Here is a 24,302-nt window from a genome sequence, read left to right on the forward strand (position 1 = left end):
ACTTTCTCAAGTACGGAGAAAAACTGCATTCCTACTCGGTTTTAGAAAGGATGGATACATATGAAAATGACTGTTGTCGGCTTTTGGGGCGGCTTTCCAGAAGCGGGAGAAGCAACGTCGGGGTATTTGTTTGAACACGATGGTTTTCGTTTACTTGTAGACTGTGGTAGTGGTGTACTAGCACAGCTTCAAAAATATATAACACCATCTGATATAGATGCAGTTGTACTTTCGCATTATCATCACGATCATGTTGCAGACATTGGGGTATTGCAATATGCGAGATTAATTACGAGTGCGACAACAAGGCAACTACCGGAATTACCAATATACGGTCATACGTTTGACGAGAATGGATTCCATTCTTTAACACATGAACCACATACGAAAGGAATCGCGTACAATCCAGAAGAAACACTTCAAGTTGGACCATTCTCGATTTCGTTCTTAAAAACTGTTCATCCTGTTACATGCTTTGCGATGCGTATTACAGCTGGAGATGATGCTGTAGTATACAGCGCTGATTCAAGTTATATTCCTGAATTCATTCCATTCACAAAAGATGCTGATCTTTTCATTTGTGAGTGTAATATGTATGCACATCAAGAGGCTGCAAAAGCAGGGCATATGAATAGTACAGAAGTAGCAAGTATTGCAAAAGATGCGAATGTAAAAGAACTTTTATTAACGCACTTACCGCATACAGGCAACCCATCTGATTTAGTAACAGAAGCAAAACAAATTTTCAGTGGCCATATTACGCTAGCGCATAGTGGCTACGTATGGAACTCATGAGGTGATACGATGTTATTTATTGATAATAAAGGAATTACAGATCCTAGAATAAACTTAGCGATTGAAGAATATTGTGTGAAGAATTTAGATATTAACGAAACATATTTACTGTTTTACATTAATGAGCCTTCGATTATCATTGGTAAAAACCAAAACACAGTAGAAGAAATTAATGCAGATTACGTAAAAGAAAAAGGTATTCATGTCGTTCGTCGTCTATCAGGCGGAGGCGCAGTATATCATGATTTAGGAAACTTAAACTTCAGCTTTATTACGAAAGATGATGGAGATAGTTTCAGTAACTTCAAAAAATTTACTGAGCCTGTAACGAAAGCGCTTGGTAAATTAGGCGTAAATGCAGAACTAAGTGGTCGTAACGACATTTTAGCTGAAGGTAGAAAAATTTCAGGTAACGCGCAGTTCTCAACGAAAGGTCGTATGTTCAGTCACGGTACGTTACTATTTGACTCTGAAATCGATCACGTCGTATCAGCGCTAAAAGTAAAAATGGATAAGATTCAATCAAAAGGAATTAAATCAATCCGTAGCCGCGTTGCGAACATTACAGAGTTTCTAAACGAAGAAATGACGACAGAAGAGTTCAGACAACTTCTTCTAGAAACAATTTTCGAAGGAGAAACAGAAATCCCAACGTACGAATTAACAGAAAATGATTGGAAAGAGATCCACAAACTTTCTGAAGAACGTTACCAAAATTGGGATTGGAACTACGGAAAATCACCGAAGTTCAACTTACAACATTCACACCGCTTCCCAGTTGGACAAGTTGATGTTCGTCTTGAAGTGAAAAAAGGAACAGTAACAGAATGTAAAATTTACGGCGACTTCTTTGGTTCACTAGATGTTCATGATATTGAAGAGCATCTAACAGGCATTCAGTTCGATAAAGATGCATTCACTGCAGCTTTAGAAGGCGTAGATATCGCACGCTACTTCGGTAACATTACAACAGAAGATTTCTTACATTTATTCTTCTAAAAATGAGGGAGGCTTCCATAACGGGCAGCCTCTTTCTTTTTGCGTAGATTGTCAGGTTTTGTCGGTAAGTCGATATAACTGAAAAATCGCCGATATAAATTAAGTTGCGCTGATATATTTGGAGAATCGCCGATATAAACCGAGTTGCGCTGATATATTTGGAAAATCGCCGATATAAATCGAGCTGCGCTGATATAACTGAAAAATCGCTCATATAATTTCATTTACCACAAAACATAAAATCACAGGACATCTACCTCTTATAAAGGAATATATATATTCAAAAGGAGGCGGATCGATATGAAAAGGGTAATGTACGTTGTATTATTACTCAGCTTCGTCATCGGAATGACAGCGTGTAGCAGTGAATCGCCCTCAAGTCGTACAATTTTGTCTATCGGAAAACCAGCGGAGGATAATGTTATATATTTTACGCATACAGATAACAAACGAAAGATACATGATATACAAGACATGTTTCAAAATAAGAAGTGGAAAAGAAATGAAACATTCAGCACTGTTAATAAAACGCCAGATGTCGTCTTATCAATAGATGAAAACAATAAAGGGTTACCGACGTTATATGTTACCGTGTATTTTCATGAAAATGGAGCGGACGTTTTGAATTTGTATGGGGAGTATACGAACTTAAATAAAGAGGAACTTGAAAAGCTTAAAGAAAAGATGAGTGCATATTATCCTAAAATGATTTTTGGTCTAGTGTTATAAATTACTTGTAAATAAAATCACCTTATTTTTCCAAAGTAAACTAAGAGAAGGTGATCTGTCTATATGCAGTTAATAGAATATCACTTGCTACTTTAATTTTCTTTTAATATAATTAATTTAGAATTTTTAAATATTCTAAATTTTATAAAGGTGGGGTTTTTGTGAATCTCGTTCAATCTTTGGCTGAAACGGCAAAAAAGAAGGGGGATAAACCGGCTTATATATTTATGGATCAGTCGGTCTCGTATGACCAATTAAACAAAATGGTCACAAGGTTTTCTAGCAATTTAGCAGAAATGGGCATTGGAAAAGGGGACAATGTCGCATTAGTTGTTGGGAACTCGCCACATTTTTTGGTCGGTTTATACGGAACAATGAAAGCCGGAGCAACTGTTATTCCAGTTAATCCAATTTATACAGCAGACGAAATGCATTACATTTTACAAAATGGAGATGTAAAAACAATCATCGTACTCGACGTCCTTCTACCTGTTATACAATCTCTTACAACAAGACTTCCTTCATTAGAAAACATCATCATATGCGAAACCTCATCAGATTTTAACCATACAGAAACCGAAAAAATGAAAACGTTTACTAGTTTTGTGGGGGCTGGAGACTTACAATACGAAGGCCCTGAACTAGATGAAGAAGATGTAGCGGTTATCCTATACACTTCAGGTACAACTGGAAAACCGAAAGGCGCTATGTTAACACATAAAAATTTATATAGTAATGCGAATGATGTTGCGTCTTATTTACAATTTACTGCTGACGATCGCGTCGTTGCGGCACTGCCAATGTTCCATGTGTTCTGTTTAACAGTTGCGGTAAATGCACCGATTGTGAACGGGGCAACGATTTTAATGTTACCGAAATTTAGTCCGAAAGAAGTATTCCGTATTTGTCGCACGTACGAACCAACGATTTTTGCTGGCGTACCGACGATGTACAATTATTTATATTTATTTGAAGAAGCAAGCGCAGAAGATGTGAAGACGCTTCGTCTTTGTATTTCCGGTGGTGCATCGATGCCTGTTGCTCTTCTGCAAAACTTTGAAAAACGTTTTAACGTTATTGTTTCAGAAGGATACGGTTTATCAGAAGCATCACCAGTTACTTGTTTCAATCCGCTAGATCGTCCTCGTAAACCAGGATCAATTGGCACAAATATTTGGCATGTAGAAAATAAAATTGTAAATGAACTTGGGGAAGAAGTACCTGTCGGCGCAGTCGGCGAATTAATCGTTCGCGGACCTAACGTTATGAAAGGATACTATAATGCACCAGAAGATACAGCTGCGACATTGAAAGACGGCTGGCTATATACAGGTGACTTAGCGAAAATGGATGAAGAAGGTTACTTCTATATCGTTGATCGTAAAAAAGATATCGTCCTAGTTGGCGGTTATAACGTATATCCTCGTGAAGTAGAAGAAGTATTATATACGCACGAATCAGTAGCGGAAGTTGTTGTAATCGGTGTTCCTGATGAAAACTTAGGAGAAGCTGTGCGGGCGTACGTCGTTTTGAAGCAAGCAAACGTAACAGAAGAAGAACTAATGCATTACTGTGCGTTACATTTAGCGAAATATAAAGTGCCGAAAAGCATTGAGTTTTTAATAGAATTACCGAAGAATACGACTGGTAAATTGTTAAGAAGAGCATTGAGAGAGAAAGCGATGCAAGTGTAAAAATGAGGCAACCATCTTTGAAGGTGGTTGCCTCATTTTTTTGTGCATTGATTAAGCTGTGGTGCCATATATTTAAAGCTTCATACGACCAACAAGGAGGGGATATAAATAGAACAGAAGAAATTAACGCTTACGGTGGGTGCAATATCTTATTTGTGACATTATGGATGAACTCTGAAAGTGATAAGAACGGTAATTTTAATCAAAATGGAGTAGTGGACTGTGAATCAATGGCTACGGTGTTAGTAAATGCATATAAATTAGAATGGAATGAAAATAGTAAGTTACCAAAAGAATTTGCTGATTTGAAAAATCATTGGGCTCGAAGTATGCCAATATTTTAGTTTAGCAAGAAAATTAAAAATCCAAGTTGACACATATGAATTACAGAATTAAAATGAAAAGAAATCGAATACAATACATTAGAAGCTAATCAGATAAACTGAAGGCGCACAATGTTCACATTTGTGAATATATTGTGTGCCTTTTTCTATTGTATAAACTAAGGGGGCTTAACGATGAAAAAGTGGGGTAAGGCAGCGTTTATGAAAAGTACAGGTGTTTTATTATCAGCAGTTGTACTTTTATCAGGGTGTGGTTCGGCAACATCCACTAGTAATTCTGAAGGAAGTGGGGATAAAAAAACAGTTGAGCTTTTAAATGTTTCTTATGATCCAACTAGGGAGTTATATCAAGATTTTAATAAAGATTTTGCGAAGTATTGGAAAGAGAAGCACGGGCAAACAGTAAATGTAAAACAATCACACGGGGGATCTGGAAGTCAGGCGCGTTCTGTTATTGATGGCTTAGAAGCAGACGTTGTTACACTAGCACTTGCTTATGATATTGATGCCATTAGCAAGAAAAAACAACTAGCAGAAGATTGGCAGAAGCGACTTGCGAATAATTCCACTCCATACACGTCAACAATTGTATTTCTTGTTCGAAAAGGAAACCCGAAAGGAATTAAAGACTGGGATGATTTAACGAAAAAAGGTGTGTCTGTCATTACACCAAATCCAAAAACATCAGGCGGAGCACGTTGGAACTATTTAGCGGCGTGGGGATACGCATTGAAAAAATATAATAATAGTGAAGATAAGGCGAAAGAGTTTGTTAGCCAAATTTATAAAAACGTAGAAGTATTAGATTCAGGAGCGCGCGGAGCAACGACAACATTTGTTGAAAAAGGAATTGGTGACGTATTAATCGCATGGGAAAATGAAGCGTTATTATCTCAAAAAGAGCTTGGAAAAGATAAATTTGAAATTGTAACCCCTTCTATTAGTGTACTTGCAGAACCACCAGTAGCGGTTGTAGATAAAGTCGTTGATAAAAAAGGAACGAAAAAAGTAGCAGAAGGGTATCTTGAATATTTGTACTCAGAAAAAGGACAGGAAATTGCGGCGAAAAACTTTTATCGTCCGCGTAATGAAAAAGTAGCAGAAAAATATGCATCCCAATTTCCGAAAGTTCAATTATTTACAGTAGATGAACTATTTGGTGGCTGGAAAAAAGCACAAGAAAAACACTTTAATGACGGCGGCGTATTCGATAAAATTTATCAAAAATAATGCGTACTACTAAAGGGGGATGAGGTGAAAGAGGATGAGGAAGAAGCGTGTTTTACCAGGGTTTGGATTATCGCTTGGATTTACAATGTTGTACATGAGCTTATTCGTACTTATACCACTTTCTATCGTATTTATTCAAACTTCACAGTTAGGTTGGAAGAAGTTCGCTGGGGTTATAACGAACGAGCGTGTGTTGCATTCCTATCAAGTTAGTTTTACAACTTCATTTGCAGCTGCTATTGTAAATGCCATTTTCGGTTTATTAATAGCTTGGGTGCTCGTACGCTACAAATTTCCAGGGAAACGACTATTAGACGGACTCATTGATTTACCGTTTGCACTTCCGACAGCTGTAGCTGGTATTACACTTACAACGCTTTATGCGGAAAATGGATGGATTGGGAAAATATTTAGTCTGTTTCATATAAAAGTAGCTTTTACACCACTCGGAATTATCGTTGCGCTTACTTTTATCGGTTTACCATTTGTCGTTCGAATGGTGCAACCAGTGCTGCAAAATATTGATAAAGAAGTAGAAGAGGCGGCTTCGAGTTTAGGTGCATCCCGCTTGCAAATATTTGTGAAAATCATTTTACCAGAGATCTTTCCCGCTCTTCTTGCAGGTTTTTCACTCGCATTTGCAAGAGCATTAGGAGAATACGGATCTGTCGTTTTCATCGCAGGTAATATGCCGATGAAAACAGAAATTGCACCACTGATGATTATGACGAAACTAGAACAATATGATTACGCGGGGGCAACAGCTGTAGCGACCGTGATGCTTATTATTTCTCTCCTTTTCCTTCTGCTTATTAATATGATTCAGAGCTGGAGTAGAAGGCATGAACTAAAAAGTGAATAGGAGGAGAGAAAATGGAACCAACAGTATTAGAAAAGAACATAGTAAAAAGCGTATCAGCTAAAAAAGAATCTAAGCTTGTACCAGGCGTATTAATTACGATTACAGTTTTATTTTTATCTCTCTTTCTATTACTGCCGCTCATAACTATTTTTCTAAAAGCTTTTGAAAGAGGGATGGATGTATACATTGCCGCTATTACAGATCAAGAAGCATTTTCAGCAATTAGGTTAACGCTTCTCGTTGCGTTAATCGTTGTGCCTCTTAATACGATATTTGGGGTAGCGGCCGCGTGGCTTATTACAAAGTTTCAGTTTAAAGGAAAACAAGTATTACTCTCTCTTATTGAACTACCGTTTGCTGTGTCACCAGTTATCGCAGGATTAGTATTCGTTTTACTTTTCACACCGAGGGGTGCTCTTGGCGAATGGTTACTTGAACATGGAGTGAAACTCATTTTCTCTGTACCAGGCATTATTATCGCAACAATCTTTGTAACCTTCCCGTTCGTTGCACGTGAATTAATTCCGATTATGCAGGTGCAAGGGAAAAGTGAAGAAGAGGCAGCTTTATCACTTGGCGCAAGTGGCTGGAAAATGTTTTGGCGCGTTACACTTCCAAATATAAAATGGGGTCTTTTATACGGCATGATTCTATGTAATGCCCGTGCTATCGGTGAGTTTGGAGCCGTTTCTGTCGTATCAGGTCACGTGCGTGGTATTACGAATACGATGCCGCTTCATATTGAAATTTTGTACAATGAATATCAATTTTCAGCAGCATTTGCAGTAGCGACGTTAATGTCATTAATTGCAGTGTTTACACTCGTTATAAAAAACTGGATTGAATGGCGAATGGAAAAACGCCAATAAGAGGGGGATTACGGTGAGTATTCAAATTCAAGGTGTATCAAAGCAATATGGTACATTTCAAGCACTAACAGACATTCATTTGGATATTCCAAAAGGTGAACTTGTTGCCTTATTAGGCCCGTCAGGTTCTGGGAAAACGACGTTATTACGCATTATTGCAGGATTAGAAGAAGCGGATGGAGGCTCTATTTCATTTGATGGGGAAGATTTAACAGACATTCACGTGAAAAACAGGCAAGTCGGTTTCGTCTTTCAGCACTATGCGCTCTTTAAACATATGAATGTATTTGAGAATGTCGCTTTCGGTTTAAAAGTAAGAAAGAAAAGCTTAAGACCGTCAGCAGAAGCGATAGAAGAAAAGGTAACAGAATTATTAAAGCTCGTAAAAATGGATGGCTTTGCTAAACGTTATCCAGCGCAATTATCTGGTGGACAACGTCAACGTATTGCACTAGCCCGGGCACTTGCAGTCGAACCGAAAATTTTATTACTCGATGAACCGTTCGGTGCACTCGATGCAAAGGTGAGAAAAGAATTACGAAGATGGCTCCGGAAATTACATGACGAATTTCAAATTACGAGCGTATTCGTAACGCATGATCAGGAGGAAGCATTAGACGTTGCAGACCGCATCGTTGTAATGAATGAAGGCTGCATTGAACAAATGGGAACACCGGAAGAAGTATATGAAAACCCAGCAAGTCCGTTTGTATATGACTTTTTAGGAAATGTAAATTTATTTCACGGCCGCGTTCATAAAGGAAAGCTAAATGTAGGATCAATCGAACTAGAAGCACCAGAGCATAAGCACGTTTCCAACGTAGACGGAATAGCCTACGTAAGGCCGCATGACTTATCAATCTCTCGTACGAAACAAAGCATAGATGCAATCCCGGCAAAAGTATCTTATTCTCACGCAGTCGGAAATGTCGTATATGTAGAATTAAAACGAGACGGAACAGATGAATATTTAGAAGCAGAAATTACGAAAGAACAGTTCAAGCAGCTGAACATTCAAGCGGGTGATTTCGTATACGTACAGCCGAAAGAAGTGAAAGTGTTTATTCCGGAGGATTTTGTAATTTAAGAGTGTTCACTCTTAAATTACAAAATCTATTAATAAGAAAAGGTCTCCTAAAAGATATTTTAGGAGACCTTTTCTTTGTTTATCGTAATAACTTTTTCTCATATGGAATGTAGTCGGAAGTTTGTATATATAATAGCGGAGCGTGTTCAAACAACTATTTGATACGAGTAGTAATGAAGATATTCTTCCTACGTTCTTACATAAAATTTTTAATTTTGGATATTTGTATCATATGTTTCTGCGACAAACACAAAGTCTACATGCTCTTTATCAATAAAAATACTTGTTTTAGATGGAAGACCTGTTATGGTAGAAACAATATCAACCTCAACAAGGTCAAATCCTACACGATAAGCATCTTCAATTTCAATTCCACCAGTTAGAAAATGCAATCCATCCCCAAATGACTTAAATACAAATACATTTTCTTTCAAACTTTTATTATCCATTTCAATCCATTCTTCGTTAATATAAATCTTAAATGTCGTGCACTTTGGAACACACTCAATGTGATGTATCCCTTTATAACTATTAAGCGAAAACATATAGGTATGAGTTTCTTTAAAGTTAATATCTATCCCGTATTTAAAAGCAAAAGTTTTATATACCATCTCATAAAACAATGGCATTACAATATCATCCCATGCGTCATAGGCAAAAGCATGAATTGGTATTAGATGAGGATATAAACTTACAATCGCTTTTTGAAAATTAAGTAAGATGGTTGTATCTGTAATTTCTTTTAAAGAACCATCTATTTCATGATCATAATCTTTCGAAATTCTGTTATCAATCATATGACAAACTCCTTACATAGTCTTCTATATACTACGTTTTTCCGCATCATCAGTTACGTTCATTCTTCAACTAAATTGCAAGTTTAACCGATGATTCCAAAAGGCCCTTGTCTTATTTTATCAATCGTTAAATGGGGTGGGGATACTACAAGCATTAATGAGATAAGAAATCGTCTTTTCTTTTTTATGATAGATTTATTTATCTTTAAACTTCAATTGTAAATTATCGTTATGATCATAATGGAAACACAACAGAGAAATCTGTCATGTTTGGTGGGAAAACACAAACACACAAATATGAATATGATGTAGATAATAAAAATACAGTGTATATCGACGCGTTAAACCGTCGTATTGAAAACACGTACGATGAAAATGCAAACAAGATTAAAACGAAAATGCCAAACGGTTCTATTTTAGAGTCTGTATATGATACAGCAGATCGCGTCGTTGGTGAAAAACGTAACGGAAAAGATTCATTTACATTCGAACGTGATCCGAATGGACAAGTTACGAAAGTAAAAGACCATGTCAACGGCGTAGAACGCACGAAAACATACGATAAGGCTGACCGTGTCACAAGCGCAACAGATAGCCGAGGCGGAAAAATTGACTGGGCATATCACGACAAAGCAAACAGTAAGACAGAAAAGTTAAAAGAACAAACAGTAACGCAAGGTGGATACACAAATAAAGTATCGTATGACTACAACACGCTAGATCAAAACATTCGTGTGACGGATGGTTCGCAAACGTATCGATTTGATTACGATGATCAAGGAAATGTTCGTACGTATACAGCTGGAAATGGTTCAGGTTCTACTTTCAACTATGACCATGCGAACAAGATTAAAGATTTAGTAGTAGGTACATCAAATAGCATTCTACTTTCGGAACGCTATGAATATGACCAATCAGGCAACCGCACGAAGATTAAACATGAAGGTGCGGGCGGGAAAGTAACAGAGACAAACTTTGTCTATGACCCGATTAACCAATTATTAAATGAAGCACTACCAAACGGAACAACTAAATCATACACATATGATGGATTTGGAAACCGTACAAGTGTGAAAGTTATAGAGAATGGAAAAGAAACAAAGTCTATAGCAGCAACATTCAATGAAGGAAATCAACTTGTAAAATTCGGAAATGAATCGTTAACATATGATGCGAATGGCAATCGTACATCAGACGGAAAGTACAAGTATACATGGAATGAAAATGACCAAATTGTAGCGATTACAAAACAAGGTGAGAGCAATGCATTCGCAACTTATAAATACGATGAAAATAATCGTCGTATTGAAAAGAGCGTAAATGGTCAAGTAACACGTTACTTCTATGATGGAGATAGTATTAATCCGTTATATGAGACGGATGGTAGTGGAAATGTTCTTCGTCAATATGTATACGCAACAAGTGGCGCGCGTCTAGCGATGAAAGCAAAAGGACAAACGTTATACTATCACTACAACCCTCGTGGTGATGTCGTTGCGATGACAGATCAAAATAGAGAAGTTGTAGCAACGTATGAATATGATTCATGGGGTAACGTATTAAAGAGTGACGCAAAAGGTATCGCAGCAGACAATCCATTTGGATATGCGGGATATATGTATGATAAAGAAATTGGCATGTATTATTTGATTGCGAGATACTATAATCCGGAGCATGGTGTGTTCTTATCAATAGATCCAGATCCGGGTGATGAAGATGATCCGGTTACAATGAATGGGTATACGTATGGTGATAATAATCCGGTGATGATGGTGGATCCGGATGGGCATAAAGCATGGAAAAAGAAAGCAAAACGTATTTGGTATGCAACAAAGGCTGGCGCGAAAGCTGGTGGGAAAGCGTGGGTTGATAGTTATCTGAGTATTGGAAAAGGGTTGGCTTTGGGCGCAGGGTATTTTTATGGGTATGCTACAGGTAAACAGAATTATATAAATAAAAATAAGCCGGTCTATAACAAAGCATATGTAAATAAAGCTGCTAGAAAAGCAGGTTTAAAAGTAGGTCTCAAAGCATTTTGGGGCTTTGGATTAATAGAAGATGCTTATGTTTTTGGTTCGGCAGCATACAAAGGGTATAAAAAAGCATATAAAAACTATCGCTAAAATAATAAAAAATTCAGAAAGTGATCTTGGTGAATATGATGATGAATTTTAATAGTGTAGAGAATTTATTTTCGATACTTTTAAAGTATCCAGTACGTATAATTTTAATATGTATTGGAATAGGCTGGATTTTTAAATGTATCAAACAAGGTTACTTATTTTCAGCCGTACTTATGTTAACGATACTTACACTACTTTTTATTGTTACATTTACAAACATATTAGGGTCTGTTTTAAATGGTATTCCTCTTGCTATACAATATGGTGGTGTAGTATTTTTGGTAATACTATCATGTGTTATATTTGATTATGAATCTTCTCGTCAGTAAACTACTCACAACTTATCGTTCTTGCAGACTGTTTTCTATGTATGTGTGTTGGGATAGCCAGTGGGATTTTATAAAAGAAAAGGGGAAGATAATTAGTAAAATGGAGATGGAAATACATTTATTGGTATTTTTGCTGAAAAAGAGACGTTATAGGGTGGTAACGATTTTAGTAGTAAGTCTAATATATAATCATAACAGCCTTTACTCCATATAGGGCGTTCTTGATTAATAAAATTAATTTATTAATCAGAATATCTTTGATAATTATTGGCTGTTGTTTTTGAAAAAGAAAAGTAAATTCAGTGTATCTCAAAATCTAAACAAATAGTTTGATTTTGAGATACACTTTTTTATTTTAAATAAACAGAAAACCTTATGTGTACTGCTGATGCTATGGGAAATAAACTTATACAATTCGGAAACGAATCTTTAACTTATGATGCGAATGGCAATCGTACATCTGATTGAAAATATAAGTATACATGGAACGAAGATGACCAAATTGTAGCGATCACAAAACAAGGTGAAAGCAATGTATTCGTGGGGTAACGCATTAAAGAGTGACGAAAAAGGTATCGCAGCAGATAATCCATTTGGATATGCGGGATACATGTATGATAAAGAAATTGGCATGTATTATCTGATTGCACGTTATTACAATCCAGACCATGGTGTGTCCTTATCGGTGAATCCTGATCCAGTGACGCAAAATGGATATACGTATGCAGAGTAGATCCAGATGGTCATTTAGCGTGGTTTGTTCCAGTAGCTAAGCTTGCTGTAAAGCAGCCATTAAAGTACAAATATAAGAAAACAGTAGCAGGTCAAATCACTGAATATACTTAAATATGCTATAAATCAATCAATTGGTCGTAATGGTATAGGAGTATCATCTAAGGCCATTTTAAATGCCGTTAAAACTGGCGAAAAAGTTATACAAAGTGGTGGTAGAACTAAATCTACTAGTAAACAGGCTGTAGTAGTTTTAAATAAAAAAGGTAAAGTAATTACAACTTTTGCTAAGGGTTCAAAATAAACTGGGAAAGGAGAAGATAAGGTTGTTTAAATTAAATAAAGAGATGCAGATTTTATTGAAACAGACATTAGAATCACAAAATAAACATTTACTATGGTTAAATGTTTATGAAGACTTAAGTATGATAGAAACTGAAAAAATAAATTGAGAGATATTATAGTAGATGAATTAATGGAAAAAGGTTTTGATGAACGAGACAATATAAACGATTTGGGAAGAGCATTAGAAGAGCTAATTGATATCTTAGGAAATTTAATACCCTAGAAAATGTTAAGCTGTATTGCAAAGTTTTTAGCAGATGGAAAGTTACGTTAATTACAGAATGAAAGATTATATAACTTTTAACAATGCGCTTAATACGAGTGTAGCTATGATTAGAGAGTTTTGCATGTGTAGAATAACTCCAAAAATATAAGGATATATTCTGAGGGCGTATGATTATATAGTATATTTATTGATTCGAATCTTTAAAAGGAGGGGAAACATGGGGAAAATAATAGGGATTATTCTGATTATAGGTGGTATGATTCCATTAATTTATGCAATGATACAAATCTATCGGCAATGGAAAGAAAAAGGACCTTCTTTTGCTCTTAAATCAATAATTTTCCTAGCCGTAAGCATTTTGCTAGATACTGCAACAACTATTATATTGTGTATGGTAACAGTATTCATTGGTATTTGTTTAATCATCTACACATAATAAGTTCAAGAAGGCTAATTTATCGATTGTTACTAATTGGAGGGATTGGATGAACTTCATTTTATATGGATCTAAACATACAGTTTTAGCTTCCGTTTTTGACTCATTTCAAGGTAGGGAAAAAGAGTTTAATTGGCTTATAACAGACATGGAGATTGTCGCACATCAGGAAGAGAAACTTATCCTAAAATGTCGCATCCAATAGTTTGGATAGCAGGTGAAGATCTTTCAAATATCGTAAATAAATATAATCCTCAATTTATTTGGGGCGTACTATCTGCGTTTGATAAATCTATAAACATTGATATTAATAATTTGCTTGTAGAGCCCTATGCAAATGGAAACGAAGGACTCTGGGTACCAAGTCCAAATATCCAGCACCCTCAAGCAAAACTTGAAATTGTTTGTTGGGATTCCAGTTTGATGTTGTTATTAAGTAACGATATAAATATTGATGATAAATTTAGAAATTACTTTAAAGAAGCTAGGGATTTAAATGCCTATAATTCGGAATTTTGATTTTAATGGAGACAACATTAATCCGTTATACGAAACAGATATGAAAAAGGGAACGGTATGCGTACTCTACAAGTAGCGTATTATAAGGTGAAAAGCGGATTCTCTATGAGGAGAATTAGATTATTATTGATTTATAAAAACAATTAGGAATAATAAACTTAATATTATTAAATGAGAATAGGATGGGAATAAATATAACTTTGAGAGAAAAGAAGGTGTATTATGGAGTTTACATTCGAAAAGGTTCAACGTATTGAAGATGCAAATATATACCGTGTTAGTAATATAACTGATATTTATGAAACAGATTTATTTGATGATTATAATCGTAATGTTGATAATTTAAGTTTACTTGTTCAAGAGAGGATTAATCAGTTTATTGTACATGTAGATAAATCTGAGGAAAAAAATGTGAAAGAAGAAATAGAGTCTAAAAACATTTCCTACACAGTTTTTGATTCGGGAAGAAGGAACATTTTCTTTGTTTTTGATTCTATACCAAGGACAGAAGTATCATATATAATCAAGTATTTTTATGGTGTAAGTATAGAAAATACTTTTGCTATTATCAGTTTAGGAAATAGCGTTGGTATTAAACTAGAGGAAATAAATCAAAGTAAATTGATGAAGTGTTTAATGGGAGAATGTGTTGTACCACAAATCGAATTAGTTCCATCATCGGCGTGTGCATTTATTCAATATGATGGTGCGCTTTTAACAATTGCTAGTAATAATTTCGATATTTATGCAACATGAAAATAATAAGAGGTAATTAAATGATTTTTTTAGCGCAAGGAGATACTGGAGATGTCCAAAGTTAATTAATATATATATGTCGCACCACTTATATTTTTCAGAAAAGGTAACTTTAAGAATATAGGAGGATAAAAGATACATGGATAAAGAATATGAAGAACTCATAGTTAGGAGTTTTTTTCAAAAAAAAATCCAGGATAGAATTATTTTTGAACTAACTTCACCTAAAAAAAGAGTGAAGGCATTAGGGCGTTTGGCGCATAACCATGACACTATCTTAAATTCTATGTATTTTGAATCTATCCCAAAAAATATGGTGTATGCTGAAGGAATATCAACGCAATTAAAAAAATATGGAGCAAAGGATTCTTGTTACGTAATGTCCCTTATTAGTGAAATTGATGGGAGTTTTATGGGATTAGAATGTGCAATAGAAAAAGTTATTTGGTGTGGTTTACCTTGTTTAATTTCATGCATACCGAGTAAATTATTATATTTTCAAGCTGAGCAGGGGAGCGGCCCGCCTGAAAGATATATTCTACGTAAAATTTAAAAGTATATCCCTATAAAAAGATATATAAGGTAGGAGAAAGAGTGGCACCATCAATCCATTATATGAAACAGATAGAAAGCGTCCCCCGCTAAATAAAAGTAATAATTGAAAAGGATGAGTGATTATGAGGTTTTTTTTGAGTGGTGAATTAGAAGGTGACATTGCTGAGGAATTTATAAATATAATTTCAGAAATCGGTAGTGACCTTGAAAAATTAAATAGTAATAATTATGGTAGCGAAGTAGAAGAAATAGCTATAATCCCTATAGTAGTTAACATAACTCCGGAATATGAAGATGCGGGTTTTCATAAAGAAAGAAAGCTCTTTAAAAGGAAGAGTAAAGAAGCAGATTTTAGATTAAGGATTGACTATGAGACATTTTTATCTGCAGATTATGCTACGAGAAAAATATTGATAATTGGAAATATTGTTCAATCTATTAGACTGTTAGGGGAAAAGGCTACGTCGGATTTTAATGCAATAAAGTTAGAGCAAGACATTTTACAAGTTTTTGATATGAAAGAGGGGATATAGTAGATACTCATATCGAAGTATTAAATGAAAATAATAAGATGAAATGGGAATAAAATAATTATGACCTTGAGAGAAAAGAAGGTGTATTATGGATTTTACATTCGAAAAGGTCCAATATGATAGTGCACTTTTAACAATTGTTAGTTTTTTCCCTTCAGGAAAGACTGAAGGGATGTTGGATGTAAATAGTCTGTGAAGGAGAGAATTTAATGTTTCCAATAGGTGAACAGCCACGCATTCTTAAAGATTTGGCTGGAATAAATGAAGATGTACAAGAGTTAGCTATTAGCGGTAAAACAAAGAATATAGAACTATTAGGAGAATTGAAAATTAGGAATTTATGGATTTTTACAGTAAATCAAACGCAGTTTGATAAAATTATGGAGTATGTTAATCCAGAGATACTCTATATCGATGAAATGAGGGTGGAGAATTTATCGAAACTACAAAAAATGTCTAATTTAAGAAGATTATATTTAGGTTGGAATCCTAAGAATACAGATTTATGGGATTTGAGTTATAATAACAACCTTTCTTATCTATTAATACAAGGTTTCTCTAAATTAGAAGATTTATCGCCAATAAAAGATGGAAAGAAGTTAGAAGGTCTTTTTTTGGGAGGAGCAATAATGAAAACTCTTAATGTAAAAACATTAGATCCAATCGGTGATTTAGTAGAATTAAATGAGTTAACTTTAATGAATATTAAAGTTAAAGATCGTTCTTTAGAGCCATTAATGAATTTGAAAAGACTTAAGAAATTAAATGTATCTAATCAATTCCCTATGGAAGAATACGCTAAATTATCGGTAGTATTACAAAATACAGAATGTGAATTTTTTAAACCATATGTACGTATGGAGTCCACAGAAGGAAAAGATATTATGATGATTGGTAGAAAAAGACCTTTCCTTAATTCGAAGACAGATGCTGAAAAAATAAGGAAATATGAGCAAGAATTTAAGATGGTGCAGGAAGAATTTAGAGATGGAATGAAATGAATGTAGTCCCTAAATAAGGGGCATGTGGAAGGAGTAATGATATGGATGTTTATGAGTTAATTAGTGATGTAGATTCAAAAGAAAAATTATTAGAGTTTTTGTTTCATCTTCAAAAAGATTTCAAAGAAAATCAGGATGAGTGGGAGAATATAACATTAGAGGATTAATTAGAATCAATGGAAGCATGGGTAAATGATTGTGAGGGATCCTACCAAAACAGAGGTGAAGAGATGCCTGAAAATATATCATGGGGCTTTATTGCACAGGTGTTATTGGCGGCAGCTCACTATGAATAAATTTAAATAGATTAATTTATTGAGGTCTAATTTAAAATAAAAGCGAAGAGTCTAAATAGCAGTTGAAGATCTCTCAAATCTCGTAAAGAAATATAATCCTCGTGGCGACGTACGAATAGGATGCATGGGGTAGTGGGGTAAAGAGTGATGTCAAAGGCATAGCTGTAGACAATCATAAAAGACCACAATCTTGGTGATAAGAATAGGGAGGGTATACTAACAAATGATAGAAGTTGTATTTTATGATTGGCGTAAAAATAGATCGAAGAAACAGAAATTACAAGCTCATGAAATAAGAATTTTTGAATTGATTTTTTCTAGAAAGTTAAGAGAATTTGATTTAGGACTAAATGATATTGGATTTGTAGAAGTATTTTGTTTAGCTAAGGTTAATAAAGGTGATTTCTGTGAGGTCATGGTGGATATGAATCAAATTGATATATCTATCCCATATGATTTTATGGATTTTTTAACATTTAATTCAGTTGAAGAAAAATATGAAGAGTTTTGTAAATTAGTGCGCCAATATGTAATACCTGTCCTTGAAGAAAACTCAAATCTATCACCAAATATTGTAAGAGGGTATATTGAAGAGTCATTGGATGAAATAGTAAAGCAAAACTATGAAGGGATATTTTTGGTAGGGAAAACCCCTAAGAAAAGTCCTAGCCGTAAGAAGATAGCGATATTAAAAGGAATTCACCGCGTCCAAGGTTTTCAACTTCGATGTGAGGTATATGATGAAAAGGGAATGAAAATTAAAGATAAATTACTAGTTGAAGAGGTAGGAAATGAAATGGTTTATGGCCGATTTTTGGGCACATTGAAATGGGAAAGCGAAAATTTAATTGTAGTTAATTCGAAATCCAGTAGTTGGAAAGAGGAAGTTTATATTTAAGTATGAAAGTATTTTGGAGAAATGTTTATAAGCGATTAGCAGCTCCATGGGCACTTCGTATTGATGTAGCAAATGGTCCCATTTTTATTGCGAATGAAGGATTACCATATGATGTAGAAGAATTAGAGGATGAGAAATAAATTAAGAAATGCTTAGTAGGAAGAGGAGTCCATAGCAACTCTTCTTTCTTTTTAGTTAGGCACTGCTTATTGGTGAAAGTCCAACTTAGGAGAGCCAAGTCGCCTAGTAACTGACAGGAAACTGGTGGAGAAATTGCCCTGTGACACAAAGTGAACCTTGCCGCCTCGTTAAAAGAAACCTAGCGATAGGACAAGGGGTCTACAAAAAACTTTACAACAGAACCGTTGATGGATATGTATCGTTTATTACTAGGTGGAGGGATTGTAAGAACTTCATTTTACATGGATCTGAACATACAGTTTTAGCTTCTGTTTTTGAATCATTTCAAGGTAAGGAAAAAGAATTTAATTGGCTTATAACAGATTTGGAGATTGCCACAATTCAGGAAGAGAGAGTTATACGAGATTATCCTGAAATGTCTCATCCAATAGTTTGGATAGCAGGTGAAGATCTCTCAGATCTCGTAAAGAAATATAATCCTCAATTTATTTGGGGCGTACTATCTGCTTTTGATAAGTCTATAAACATTGATATTAATAACTTGCTTGTAGAACCCTATGCAAATGGAAACGAAGAACTCTGGGTACCAAGTCCAAAGATTCAGCATCCCCAAGCAACACTTGAGATTGTTTGTTGGGATTCGTATGTAACGCTTTTTTTAGTAAAGATGAGGACATCGATGATAAATTTCAAGACTATTTCAAGTCCGCTAAAAAATTGGATTGTTAAATAGGTCGTCCTTGAGTAATAAAATGAATGTATGAATAATAATCTCTTTGATGATTATTGGAATATTAGCTAGTATTTTTGAAAAAGTAACTTGTAAAATTTCGGAGTGAATTGTTAACTTTTGATGCGATAGGAAATCGTAAATAAATTTATGAAGGAGAATTTAGAGTTGATAGAGTTTTTGGGATTTATTATGATTTTGGTTTTGAATATTTTAGTAGCATCTATTATTCTTTTGCAAGATTACTATGTGGGTAGTATAAAACTATTTTATTATCAGAAAATCGGTGCTATGTTTGTAATTATACGTTCGTTGTTGAGTATATGGATTACCTATTCTATGATAGCCACACTATTGGGGACATTAAAAATTTTAGCAGTTCAATCAGTTATATTACTTTGCCTTTGGGGGCTTATGCAGTGTGTAAAGAAGTACGGAGGAAAGTGGTATATTACAATGATTGCACTTATTATTTATGGTCTTAGCTGTTATTTTCATATTATGTATGCGAAAACTGTATAGATAATGAGAGGGTATTTGTAGACCTAGTTACATGATAGTAAGAATCTTTAATGAAAATTATAATAAAATGATGTCAAAAGGGAGACTAAAAGTGCTTATAGAATTTTTAGAATTCATTTCTATCTTGGCTTTAGTAGTTGTATTAACATTAACTGTTATGTTGCAAGATATATTTTTTATAAATATAAATAAACAATATACTGAAACACGTATTGGGGCGATTATTTTTTGTATTCGGATGTTGTTCGGGACATGGGTAGTATTTGTTACGGAAACTACTATATTTGCTGTCTCAAAAGTGACTGCAATTCAATTAATTATTTTACTTCTTATTTGGGCATGCTCGAAGTATGTACAAAAAAATAGTGAAAATTGGCTAATTACTATAGTTGCTTTTGTTATTTATGGTGTTGGTACTTACATGTATATTCAGTTTGCTTTTAGAGGCTATTAATATATCACCAGAAAAATTAGTGGTTAGAAAGATTCATTTGTTAAATGTGTGTATGAAGGAAGAGCGAATATAGGCTCTTTTTTCTTTATATATAGGATAGGACATGTATCTAATCCTCGTGGGATAAATCAAAATAGAGAACGGAAGGAATTATATGAACAAAAAAGAATTAAAATTAAAGCTACTGCAAGGTCTAGGTGAAGAGTTAAAAGAAAACGGTTATAAGACTAGAACTACACAACAAGACCTGGTGAAAAAATTTGATAAAGGAAAAATCAGTATACATTTAGCCTTTATCAATCACCCAGAAGATTTTCATGTGACGGTGGATGTGGGAATTCGGTTTGACGAATTAGAAAATATGAAAAATCAATGGGATGAAGGTTTAACAATTAAAGAGAAAAAGGAAACCTATACGATTGGGGTTGAGTTAGGGAATTTAGTCCATAGGGAGCAAAAAAGATGGCGTGTTGAAAAGGAAGAAGATATTTTACCTGTTACTATGGATATTTTAAAAGAAGTTAAGGAATACTTCATTCCATATATTGATAAGTATGTAGATATGGAAAATGTATTTGATTTATGTGTAAGAGATGATGATGAGGCTGGATTAATAGGGACAATATTTGATGGGACGCGAGCACAAAATGCTATTGGATTAGCCTTGTTATTAAATAAAGAAGAGATATTAGAACAAATCATTGAGAAAAAGAAAGAGTATTTAAAGACGAGGGATAAATTTGAATTGGAGTTATTTGAAAACTTTCTTTCTAATATGAATCTAGGATAAACAAGGTTAGTTATTCATTTTCGTGATTATAGTGGGGTTAATTGTTTATATCTGGTTTTTCTGGTTGGAAAAACATTAAACTCTAGATTTTCTATTAATCATAAATATTAGTAGCCCCTAGAAGGAAACATTTGACGTTTTTATGATTAGATACAAACTTCGAATGTAACTTATAGGGGTTTTTATTTACAGGTTTTATAATACTGGAAAGCCCATATCGAATTTTAGCCGGTTTGAGATAGTGCCTGCGAGTGATGATGGTGAGCAGTAGCGATAGACTTAGCCTTTGATAGCAAAAACCCCACAGAGTTTAGTCAACTTACCTTTTTGAAGAGTGTATCAAAGAATTGTTTATTTTTATAAATTAAATGATTCAGAATTATTATTCGGATGATGAAAAAGAAGTATTATTATAAAATGCTAGAGAGACGCTTTTTATTAATTTAATTTATTTGAGTTCAATTATATTATGTGGAATAGGAGTGAGAATTTTGTTCCAAACAATAATTTACGATAAAGCTAAATATCATTATGAAGGAGATTTCCCACAAGAATTACCGATGGAGCAAGCATTTGTACATACTGGAATGTTCTTAGGTTGGGTTATTGATAATAATTTATTTAAAGAGATAACAGATAACGGCTACACATGTGAAGATATATATCGAATGGGTGGGTGAAATCATGCATGATTTGTTAAGAGATGCAATTTATCGAGGGGACATTGGAAATGCGATAGCCCATGCAAATAAAATAAGTATTGAGGAATTGGAGGATTTTTTAATAGAATGGTCTTTTAATGAACCGAATATTATTGTATACACTTTCTTGACTAGTTATTTAGAGAGTCGAAATGATGTTAGATTACATGCACTAGCATCAGATGTTTTATGTCATCCACTCTGTCATTTAGAGGGGGCATATGTAGCTGCTTTTTATCATGCAAAGAAGTGTATCGAATTGGAGCCTAATGATATGCAATATAGGGAGTTTTTATTGTTTTTTGCTAATGTTCCAGATGATATTTTTGAAGAAAAAGCAGCTATGAATTGGGCAAAAGAAATATTAAAAAATGACCCAAATAATGAAGTAGCTAAAAATTATATAAAAGAGAATTCGTGAAAAATGGATGTCTAAAAAGAAGAGCTGACGTAGGTTCTTCTTTCTTTATAGATTATGATCCAATGCATTAACGTTTTAAACGCAACATTCAGTGATGGGAAGCAGCTTGTATCGATTGTAAAAGTATAAGTAAAAAGAAGGTTTCCAAGAGTGGCAGAAAGTAGATTATTATTGATTCATTGGAGTATAGGGAGGTATAAATAATGGAATGTTTTCATGTAGGATGGAAGGATGATAATTTTATCAAAGTTGCTATAACTGACTTTTCAAGTGAAGGAGATAGTTATTTTGGTGGAGCTTATTTCAAAGGAGAATGCGAACTAGGTTGTACTGGTTTTAAAGTGAAAACGACATCATTTTATTTTGACAATAATGCTATATATCACTTTTACAAAGACCTTCAAAAAACATATACAGTTGGATCTGGAACAGTACATTTTAAATCAGAATCAAATGAGTTATCTTTAACTTGTCACTTGGATATTGATGCATCTTTCAAAATTTCAGTTAGATTTAAAGAGCTTGAAGGAGATAGCTCGCTAAGTTGTTATATATATGAATGCTACGAATGTATACCTACTATTAAAAGTCAGCTTACTTCCTTTTTGAATACTTTTAAATTTAACGGAAATGAGTCTTGAAGATTTTCTGCCGTAACAATTTAGGAATGAAATTACGAGAATGAAAGTGTGTTACTTAATATATGAGGTGATAATCGTGAACGAACGTTTAAAGAGAATTGCAATGTTAAGAGAAAAGGTCGAGGAAAAGGCTACTAGAGAAAAGTTTTTGATGTTATGTCCGTCTATAAAAGAATTTGAGATTATTAGCGGAAAGAAAATTGCTTCATTAGTAAACTTTTTAATTGATGAAACACCGAATCCTATCAAAGTTATGAGTAAATTAAATGCTGAACAAGTTATCAATGAAATAAAAGGATTTGAATGTGAATTAACTAGTTTATTGTCTAAGAAGATTATTCTATGGTATGCACATGAAAACTGGGACTTTGGTGTGCAAATAGAATTAGAAAATTTCATGTTATATACAAAAGAAGTATTACATTTCATTGGATATGATGATGCTCAAAGAGGATTAATTTATTCTAGCCTTATTGTAGTAGATGAGTCTATGAGAAGTGGTTTTACTTTTCTAAAGAATGAGTATGATCTTGAAATAGTACTATGGAAAGAAGGCTGAATGTATTAGAGTGTTTTGAAACAAATTGGATGAATGGTTGAATTTATTATTAGAAGAAGTGGTGCGTGGTTTAGTGTGATAGAAAGAAAAAGAGAGTCTTCAAGGGATATGTATAAGAGAGTAAAGGAGAGAAAATATGTCTTTTTATAAAGAGGAAATAGAAGGGGATAAATTGATTATAAGTGATGAAAGCATTGATATTTTAATGGATGCTTTTCAAGAGATTGAAAAGATATATAATGAAGGTCCTCGCAGATTACCACATATAAATGAGTTAGAGATTATGTTGAAAAATGCATTAGAAATGCAGAGTGATAGTTTTTCTTTAGAGGAACAAGAAGTAGTAGATTGTAAGCTTAAATTAAAGAAACTTCGCAAAAAATCATTTAAGCCAGGGATAGTTTTTGCGATAAATCTTAAAAATATTAATAAGTATGGGTACGGAATGTTAGTGAAAGGACAAAATGTTACGCGGCCATATGATGGGGAAACATATGTAGAATATTTTTCTTTATTTACAGATGAAAAAATACGGATAAGCGAGTTTAAAAACTATTACAAGACTAAAAAAGAAGTGTTATTTACGGCGTATACTGCCTGGTCTGGTTGGTTAGATGGTGATTGGAAAATTATTGGTGGATTACCAATGAAATTGTTTGATCCGGGGGAGTATAATCTTCCAGATTTTGTGTTTGAGAATAAGGATCAGGGGACTTATTTTGTGAGCCGAGGGAGAGCAGATGGTCCTTTAATCGATTTTGAAATGGTTAGTGAAGAAGAAGGTAAGAAAATTAAAAATCCTTCAGGGATAGCAGGACAATATGTTATAAAAGATTGGTTGGAAGAGAAATATAGCATTTTATAAAAAAAGAATGTTTTTGTGTTGAAGAGATCGCGGATTTTACTTGTATTTGAAAGGAGTAATAATATGGATATTTATGAGTTGGCTAATGGTGTAGATTCAAAAGAAAAACTAGTAGAATTCCTGTTTTATTTTCAAAAAGATTTCAAAGAAAATAAAGATGAGTGGGAGAATATAACATTAGAAGATTATTTAAAATCAATGGAAGCATGGCTAAATGATTGTGATGGTGCTTTTCAAAATAAAGATGAAGAGATGCCTAAAAATATATCATGGAATTTCATAGCGACGGTATTACTCGCGGGATCTTATTATGAATAAGTAAA

General features: G+C 34.1%; 26 protein-coding genes and 6 pseudogenes. 31 read left to right on the top strand and 1 reads right to left on the bottom strand.

What is annotated here, in order from left to right; all coding sequences use genetic code 11:
• The first annotated feature begins 60 nt into the window (after positions 1–60).
• The 9 genes from RT27_RS15475 (at position 61) to RT27_RS15515 (ending at position 8,609) form a co-directional block, all read left to right on the top strand.
• A complete protein-coding gene (locus tag RT27_RS15475) occupies positions 61–795 on the top strand; it encodes an MBL fold metallo-hydrolase (protein ID WP_000784671.1) in 735 nt (244 codons plus the stop codon).
• A 9-nt stretch (positions 796–804) separates the two neighbouring features.
• The gene (locus tag RT27_RS15480) at positions 805–1,794 is read left to right on the top strand and encodes a lipoate--protein ligase (RefSeq protein ID WP_043936589.1); all 990 of its coding nucleotides are present in this window, start codon (positions 805–807) and stop codon (positions 1,792–1,794) included.
• Positions 1,795–2,094: 300 nt separating this feature from the next.
• Complete coding sequence (locus RT27_RS15485) at positions 2,095–2,523, top strand: hypothetical protein (protein ID WP_043936590.1); 429 nt, start codon at positions 2,095–2,097, stop codon at positions 2,521–2,523.
• 161 nt (positions 2,524–2,684) lie between these two features.
• Complete coding sequence (locus RT27_RS15490; RefSeq protein ID WP_001055170.1) at positions 2,685–4,217, top strand: fatty acid--CoA ligase family protein; 1,533 nt, start codon at positions 2,685–2,687, stop codon at positions 4,215–4,217.
• Positions 4,218–4,384: 167 nt separating this feature from the next.
• Positions 4,385–4,561, top strand: a complete 177-nt coding sequence (locus tag RT27_RS36235; protein WP_043936635.1) for a hypothetical protein — start codon at positions 4,385–4,387, stop codon at positions 4,559–4,561.
• Positions 4,562–4,735: 174 nt separating this feature from the next.
• Positions 4,736–5,791 carry a sulfate ABC transporter substrate-binding protein gene (locus RT27_RS15500; protein WP_000758695.1) on the top strand — a complete coding sequence of 352 codons (1,056 nt, stop codon included), beginning with the start codon at positions 4,736–4,738 and terminating at the stop codon, positions 5,789–5,791.
• Positions 5,792–5,825: 34 nt separating this feature from the next.
• Entirely contained in the window at positions 5,826–6,653 is an 828-nt protein-coding gene (gene cysT / locus RT27_RS15505) for a sulfate ABC transporter permease subunit CysT (RefSeq protein ID WP_001227879.1), read from the top strand.
• 11 nt (positions 6,654–6,664) lie between these two features.
• Positions 6,665–7,522, top strand: a complete 858-nt coding sequence (cysW, locus tag RT27_RS15510) for a sulfate ABC transporter permease subunit CysW (RefSeq protein ID WP_043936591.1) — start codon at positions 6,665–6,667, stop codon at positions 7,520–7,522.
• 13 nt (positions 7,523–7,535) lie between these two features.
• Entirely contained in the window at positions 7,536–8,609 is a 1,074-nt protein-coding gene (locus RT27_RS15515; RefSeq protein ID WP_029442090.1) for a sulfate/molybdate ABC transporter ATP-binding protein, read from the top strand.
• Between the two features lie 209 nt (positions 8,610–8,818).
• On the opposite strand, the gene RT27_RS15520 is transcribed toward RT27_RS15515, so the two are convergent.
• Positions 8,819–9,406 carry a hypothetical protein gene (locus RT27_RS15520; protein ID WP_043936592.1) on the bottom strand — a complete coding sequence of 196 codons (588 nt, stop codon included), beginning with the start codon at positions 9,404–9,406 and terminating at the stop codon, positions 8,819–8,821.
• 218 nt (positions 9,407–9,624) lie between these two features.
• Here RT27_RS15520 and RT27_RS15525 point away from each other — a divergent pair.
• From RT27_RS15525 to RT27_RS15625, 22 genes and pseudogenes are all read left to right on the top strand, one after another.
• A pseudogene (locus RT27_RS15525) lies at positions 9,625–11,529 on the top strand (RHS repeat-associated core domain-containing protein); the annotation flags it as partial.
• A 692-nt stretch (positions 11,530–12,221) separates the two neighbouring features.
• Positions 12,222–12,617: pseudogene (locus RT27_RS33505) on the top strand (RHS repeat-associated core domain-containing protein); the annotation flags it as partial.
• Positions 12,618–12,916: 299 nt separating this feature from the next.
• Positions 12,917–13,158 (top strand): annotated as a pseudogene (locus tag RT27_RS36240) (hypothetical protein).
• Positions 13,159–13,378: 220 nt separating this feature from the next.
• Positions 13,379–13,597: a hypothetical protein gene (locus tag RT27_RS15545; protein ID WP_043936595.1), complete on the top strand. Its 219-nt coding sequence runs from the start codon at positions 13,379–13,381 to the stop codon at positions 13,595–13,597.
• 49 nt (positions 13,598–13,646) lie between these two features.
• A pseudogene (locus tag RT27_RS35790) lies at positions 13,647–14,116 on the top strand (hypothetical protein).
• Between the two features lie 222 nt (positions 14,117–14,338).
• Positions 14,339–14,872, top strand: coding sequence for a hypothetical protein (locus RT27_RS15555; protein ID WP_000397230.1), 534 nt, complete (start codon positions 14,339–14,341; stop codon positions 14,870–14,872).
• 139 nt (positions 14,873–15,011) lie between these two features.
• Positions 15,012–15,425 (top strand): hypothetical protein, encoded by a 414-nt coding sequence (locus RT27_RS35795; protein ID WP_043936596.1) that lies wholly within the window; start codon positions 15,012–15,014, stop codon positions 15,423–15,425.
• 124 nt (positions 15,426–15,549) lie between these two features.
• On the top strand, positions 15,550–15,960 hold the full coding sequence (locus RT27_RS15565) for an Imm44 family immunity protein (protein WP_043936597.1): 411 nt from the start codon (positions 15,550–15,552) through the stop codon (positions 15,958–15,960).
• A 209-nt stretch (positions 15,961–16,169) separates the two neighbouring features.
• A complete protein-coding gene (locus tag RT27_RS15570) occupies positions 16,170–16,961 on the top strand; it encodes a hypothetical protein (RefSeq protein WP_043936598.1) in 792 nt (263 codons plus the stop codon).
• Between the two features lie 41 nt (positions 16,962–17,002).
• Positions 17,003–17,257, top strand: a pseudogene (locus tag RT27_RS33510) (hypothetical protein).
• 223 nt (positions 17,258–17,480) lie between these two features.
• The gene (locus tag RT27_RS15575) at positions 17,481–18,155 is read left to right on the top strand and encodes a hypothetical protein (RefSeq protein WP_043936599.1); all 675 of its coding nucleotides are present in this window, start codon (positions 17,481–17,483) and stop codon (positions 18,153–18,155) included.
• A gap of 2 nt (positions 18,156–18,157) precedes the next feature.
• Entirely contained in the window at positions 18,158–18,295 is a 138-nt protein-coding gene (locus RT27_RS35255) for a hypothetical protein (protein ID WP_016082545.1), read from the top strand.
• Between the two features lie 365 nt (positions 18,296–18,660).
• A pseudogene (locus RT27_RS36245) lies at positions 18,661–19,025 on the top strand (hypothetical protein).
• A 169-nt stretch (positions 19,026–19,194) separates the two neighbouring features.
• A complete protein-coding gene (locus RT27_RS15585; protein WP_016082543.1) occupies positions 19,195–19,548 on the top strand; it encodes a hypothetical protein in 354 nt (117 codons plus the stop codon).
• Positions 19,549–19,639: 91 nt separating this feature from the next.
• A complete protein-coding gene (locus tag RT27_RS15590) occupies positions 19,640–20,002 on the top strand; it encodes a hypothetical protein (protein ID WP_016082542.1) in 363 nt (120 codons plus the stop codon).
• 154 nt (positions 20,003–20,156) lie between these two features.
• Entirely contained in the window at positions 20,157–20,792 is a 636-nt protein-coding gene (locus tag RT27_RS15595; protein ID WP_043936600.1) for a hypothetical protein, read from the top strand.
• A 491-nt stretch (positions 20,793–21,283) separates the two neighbouring features.
• Positions 21,284–21,472: a hypothetical protein gene (locus RT27_RS35260; protein ID WP_043936601.1), complete on the top strand. Its 189-nt coding sequence runs from the start codon at positions 21,284–21,286 to the stop codon at positions 21,470–21,472.
• Between the two features lie 4 nt (positions 21,473–21,476).
• Positions 21,477–21,914, top strand: a complete 438-nt coding sequence (locus RT27_RS15605) for a hypothetical protein (protein WP_043936602.1) — start codon at positions 21,477–21,479, stop codon at positions 21,912–21,914.
• 203 nt (positions 21,915–22,117) lie between these two features.
• Positions 22,118–22,555, top strand: coding sequence for a hypothetical protein (locus RT27_RS15610; RefSeq protein ID WP_016082535.1), 438 nt, complete (start codon positions 22,118–22,120; stop codon positions 22,553–22,555).
• A gap of 76 nt (positions 22,556–22,631) precedes the next feature.
• Positions 22,632–23,114 carry a hypothetical protein gene (locus RT27_RS15615; protein ID WP_043936603.1) on the top strand — a complete coding sequence of 161 codons (483 nt, stop codon included), beginning with the start codon at positions 22,632–22,634 and terminating at the stop codon, positions 23,112–23,114.
• A gap of 136 nt (positions 23,115–23,250) precedes the next feature.
• Positions 23,251–23,979: an Imm26 family immunity protein gene (locus RT27_RS15620; RefSeq protein ID WP_043936604.1), complete on the top strand. Its 729-nt coding sequence runs from the start codon at positions 23,251–23,253 to the stop codon at positions 23,977–23,979.
• Between the two features lie 63 nt (positions 23,980–24,042).
• Positions 24,043–24,297, top strand: coding sequence for a hypothetical protein (locus tag RT27_RS15625; RefSeq protein ID WP_016082532.1), 255 nt, complete (start codon positions 24,043–24,045; stop codon positions 24,295–24,297).
• Positions 24,298–24,302: the final 5 nt, after the last annotated feature.

Origin of the sequence: Bacillus sp. L_1B0_5 (genome assembly GCF_000836715.1) — a bacterium.
In the GTDB taxonomy this organism is placed as follows: Bacteria; Bacillota; Bacilli; order Bacillales; family Bacillaceae_G; genus Bacillus_A; species Bacillus_A thuringiensis_S.

Bases quoted from the DNA above. Each gene is read 5' to 3' on its own strand.
- RT27_RS15475 (WP_000784671.1), top strand. From the start codon at position 61: ATGAAAATGACTGTTGTCGGCTTTTGGGGCGGCTTTCCAGAAGCGGGA.
- RT27_RS15480 (WP_043936589.1), top strand. From the start codon at position 805: ATGTTATTTATTGATAATAAAGGAATTACAGATCCTAGAATAAACTTA.
- RT27_RS15485 (WP_043936590.1), top strand. From the start codon at position 2,095: ATGAAAAGGGTAATGTACGTTGTATTATTACTCAGCTTCGTCATCGGA.
- RT27_RS36235 (WP_043936635.1), top strand. From the start codon at position 4,385: ATGAACTCTGAAAGTGATAAGAACGGTAATTTTAATCAAAATGGAGTA.
- RT27_RS15500 (WP_000758695.1), top strand. From the start codon at position 4,736: ATGAAAAAGTGGGGTAAGGCAGCGTTTATGAAAAGTACAGGTGTTTTA.
- cysT (WP_001227879.1), top strand. From the start codon at position 5,826: ATGAGGAAGAAGCGTGTTTTACCAGGGTTTGGATTATCGCTTGGATTT.
- cysW (WP_043936591.1), top strand. From the start codon at position 6,665: ATGGAACCAACAGTATTAGAAAAGAACATAGTAAAAAGCGTATCAGCT.
- RT27_RS15520 (WP_043936592.1), bottom strand. From the start codon at position 9,406: ATGATTGATAACAGAATTTCGAAAGATTATGATCATGAAATAGATGGT.
- RT27_RS15545 (WP_043936595.1), top strand. From the start codon at position 13,379: ATGGGGAAAATAATAGGGATTATTCTGATTATAGGTGGTATGATTCCA.
- RT27_RS15555 (WP_000397230.1), top strand. From the start codon at position 14,339: ATGGAGTTTACATTCGAAAAGGTTCAACGTATTGAAGATGCAAATATA.
- RT27_RS35795 (WP_043936596.1), top strand. From the start codon at position 15,012: ATGGATAAAGAATATGAAGAACTCATAGTTAGGAGTTTTTTTCAAAAA.
- RT27_RS15565 (WP_043936597.1), top strand. From the start codon at position 15,550: ATGAGGTTTTTTTTGAGTGGTGAATTAGAAGGTGACATTGCTGAGGAA.
- RT27_RS15570 (WP_043936598.1), top strand. From the start codon at position 16,170: ATGTTTCCAATAGGTGAACAGCCACGCATTCTTAAAGATTTGGCTGGA.
- RT27_RS15575 (WP_043936599.1), top strand. From the start codon at position 17,481: ATGATAGAAGTTGTATTTTATGATTGGCGTAAAAATAGATCGAAGAAA.
- RT27_RS35255 (WP_016082545.1), top strand. From the start codon at position 18,158: ATGAAAGTATTTTGGAGAAATGTTTATAAGCGATTAGCAGCTCCATGG.
- RT27_RS15595 (WP_043936600.1), top strand. From the start codon at position 20,157: ATGAACAAAAAAGAATTAAAATTAAAGCTACTGCAAGGTCTAGGTGAA.
- RT27_RS15605 (WP_043936602.1), top strand. From the start codon at position 21,477: ATGCATGATTTGTTAAGAGATGCAATTTATCGAGGGGACATTGGAAAT.
- RT27_RS15610 (WP_016082535.1), top strand. From the start codon at position 22,118: ATGGAATGTTTTCATGTAGGATGGAAGGATGATAATTTTATCAAAGTT.
- RT27_RS15620 (WP_043936604.1), top strand. From the start codon at position 23,251: ATGTCTTTTTATAAAGAGGAAATAGAAGGGGATAAATTGATTATAAGT.
- RT27_RS15625 (WP_016082532.1), top strand. From the start codon at position 24,043: ATGGATATTTATGAGTTGGCTAATGGTGTAGATTCAAAAGAAAAACTA.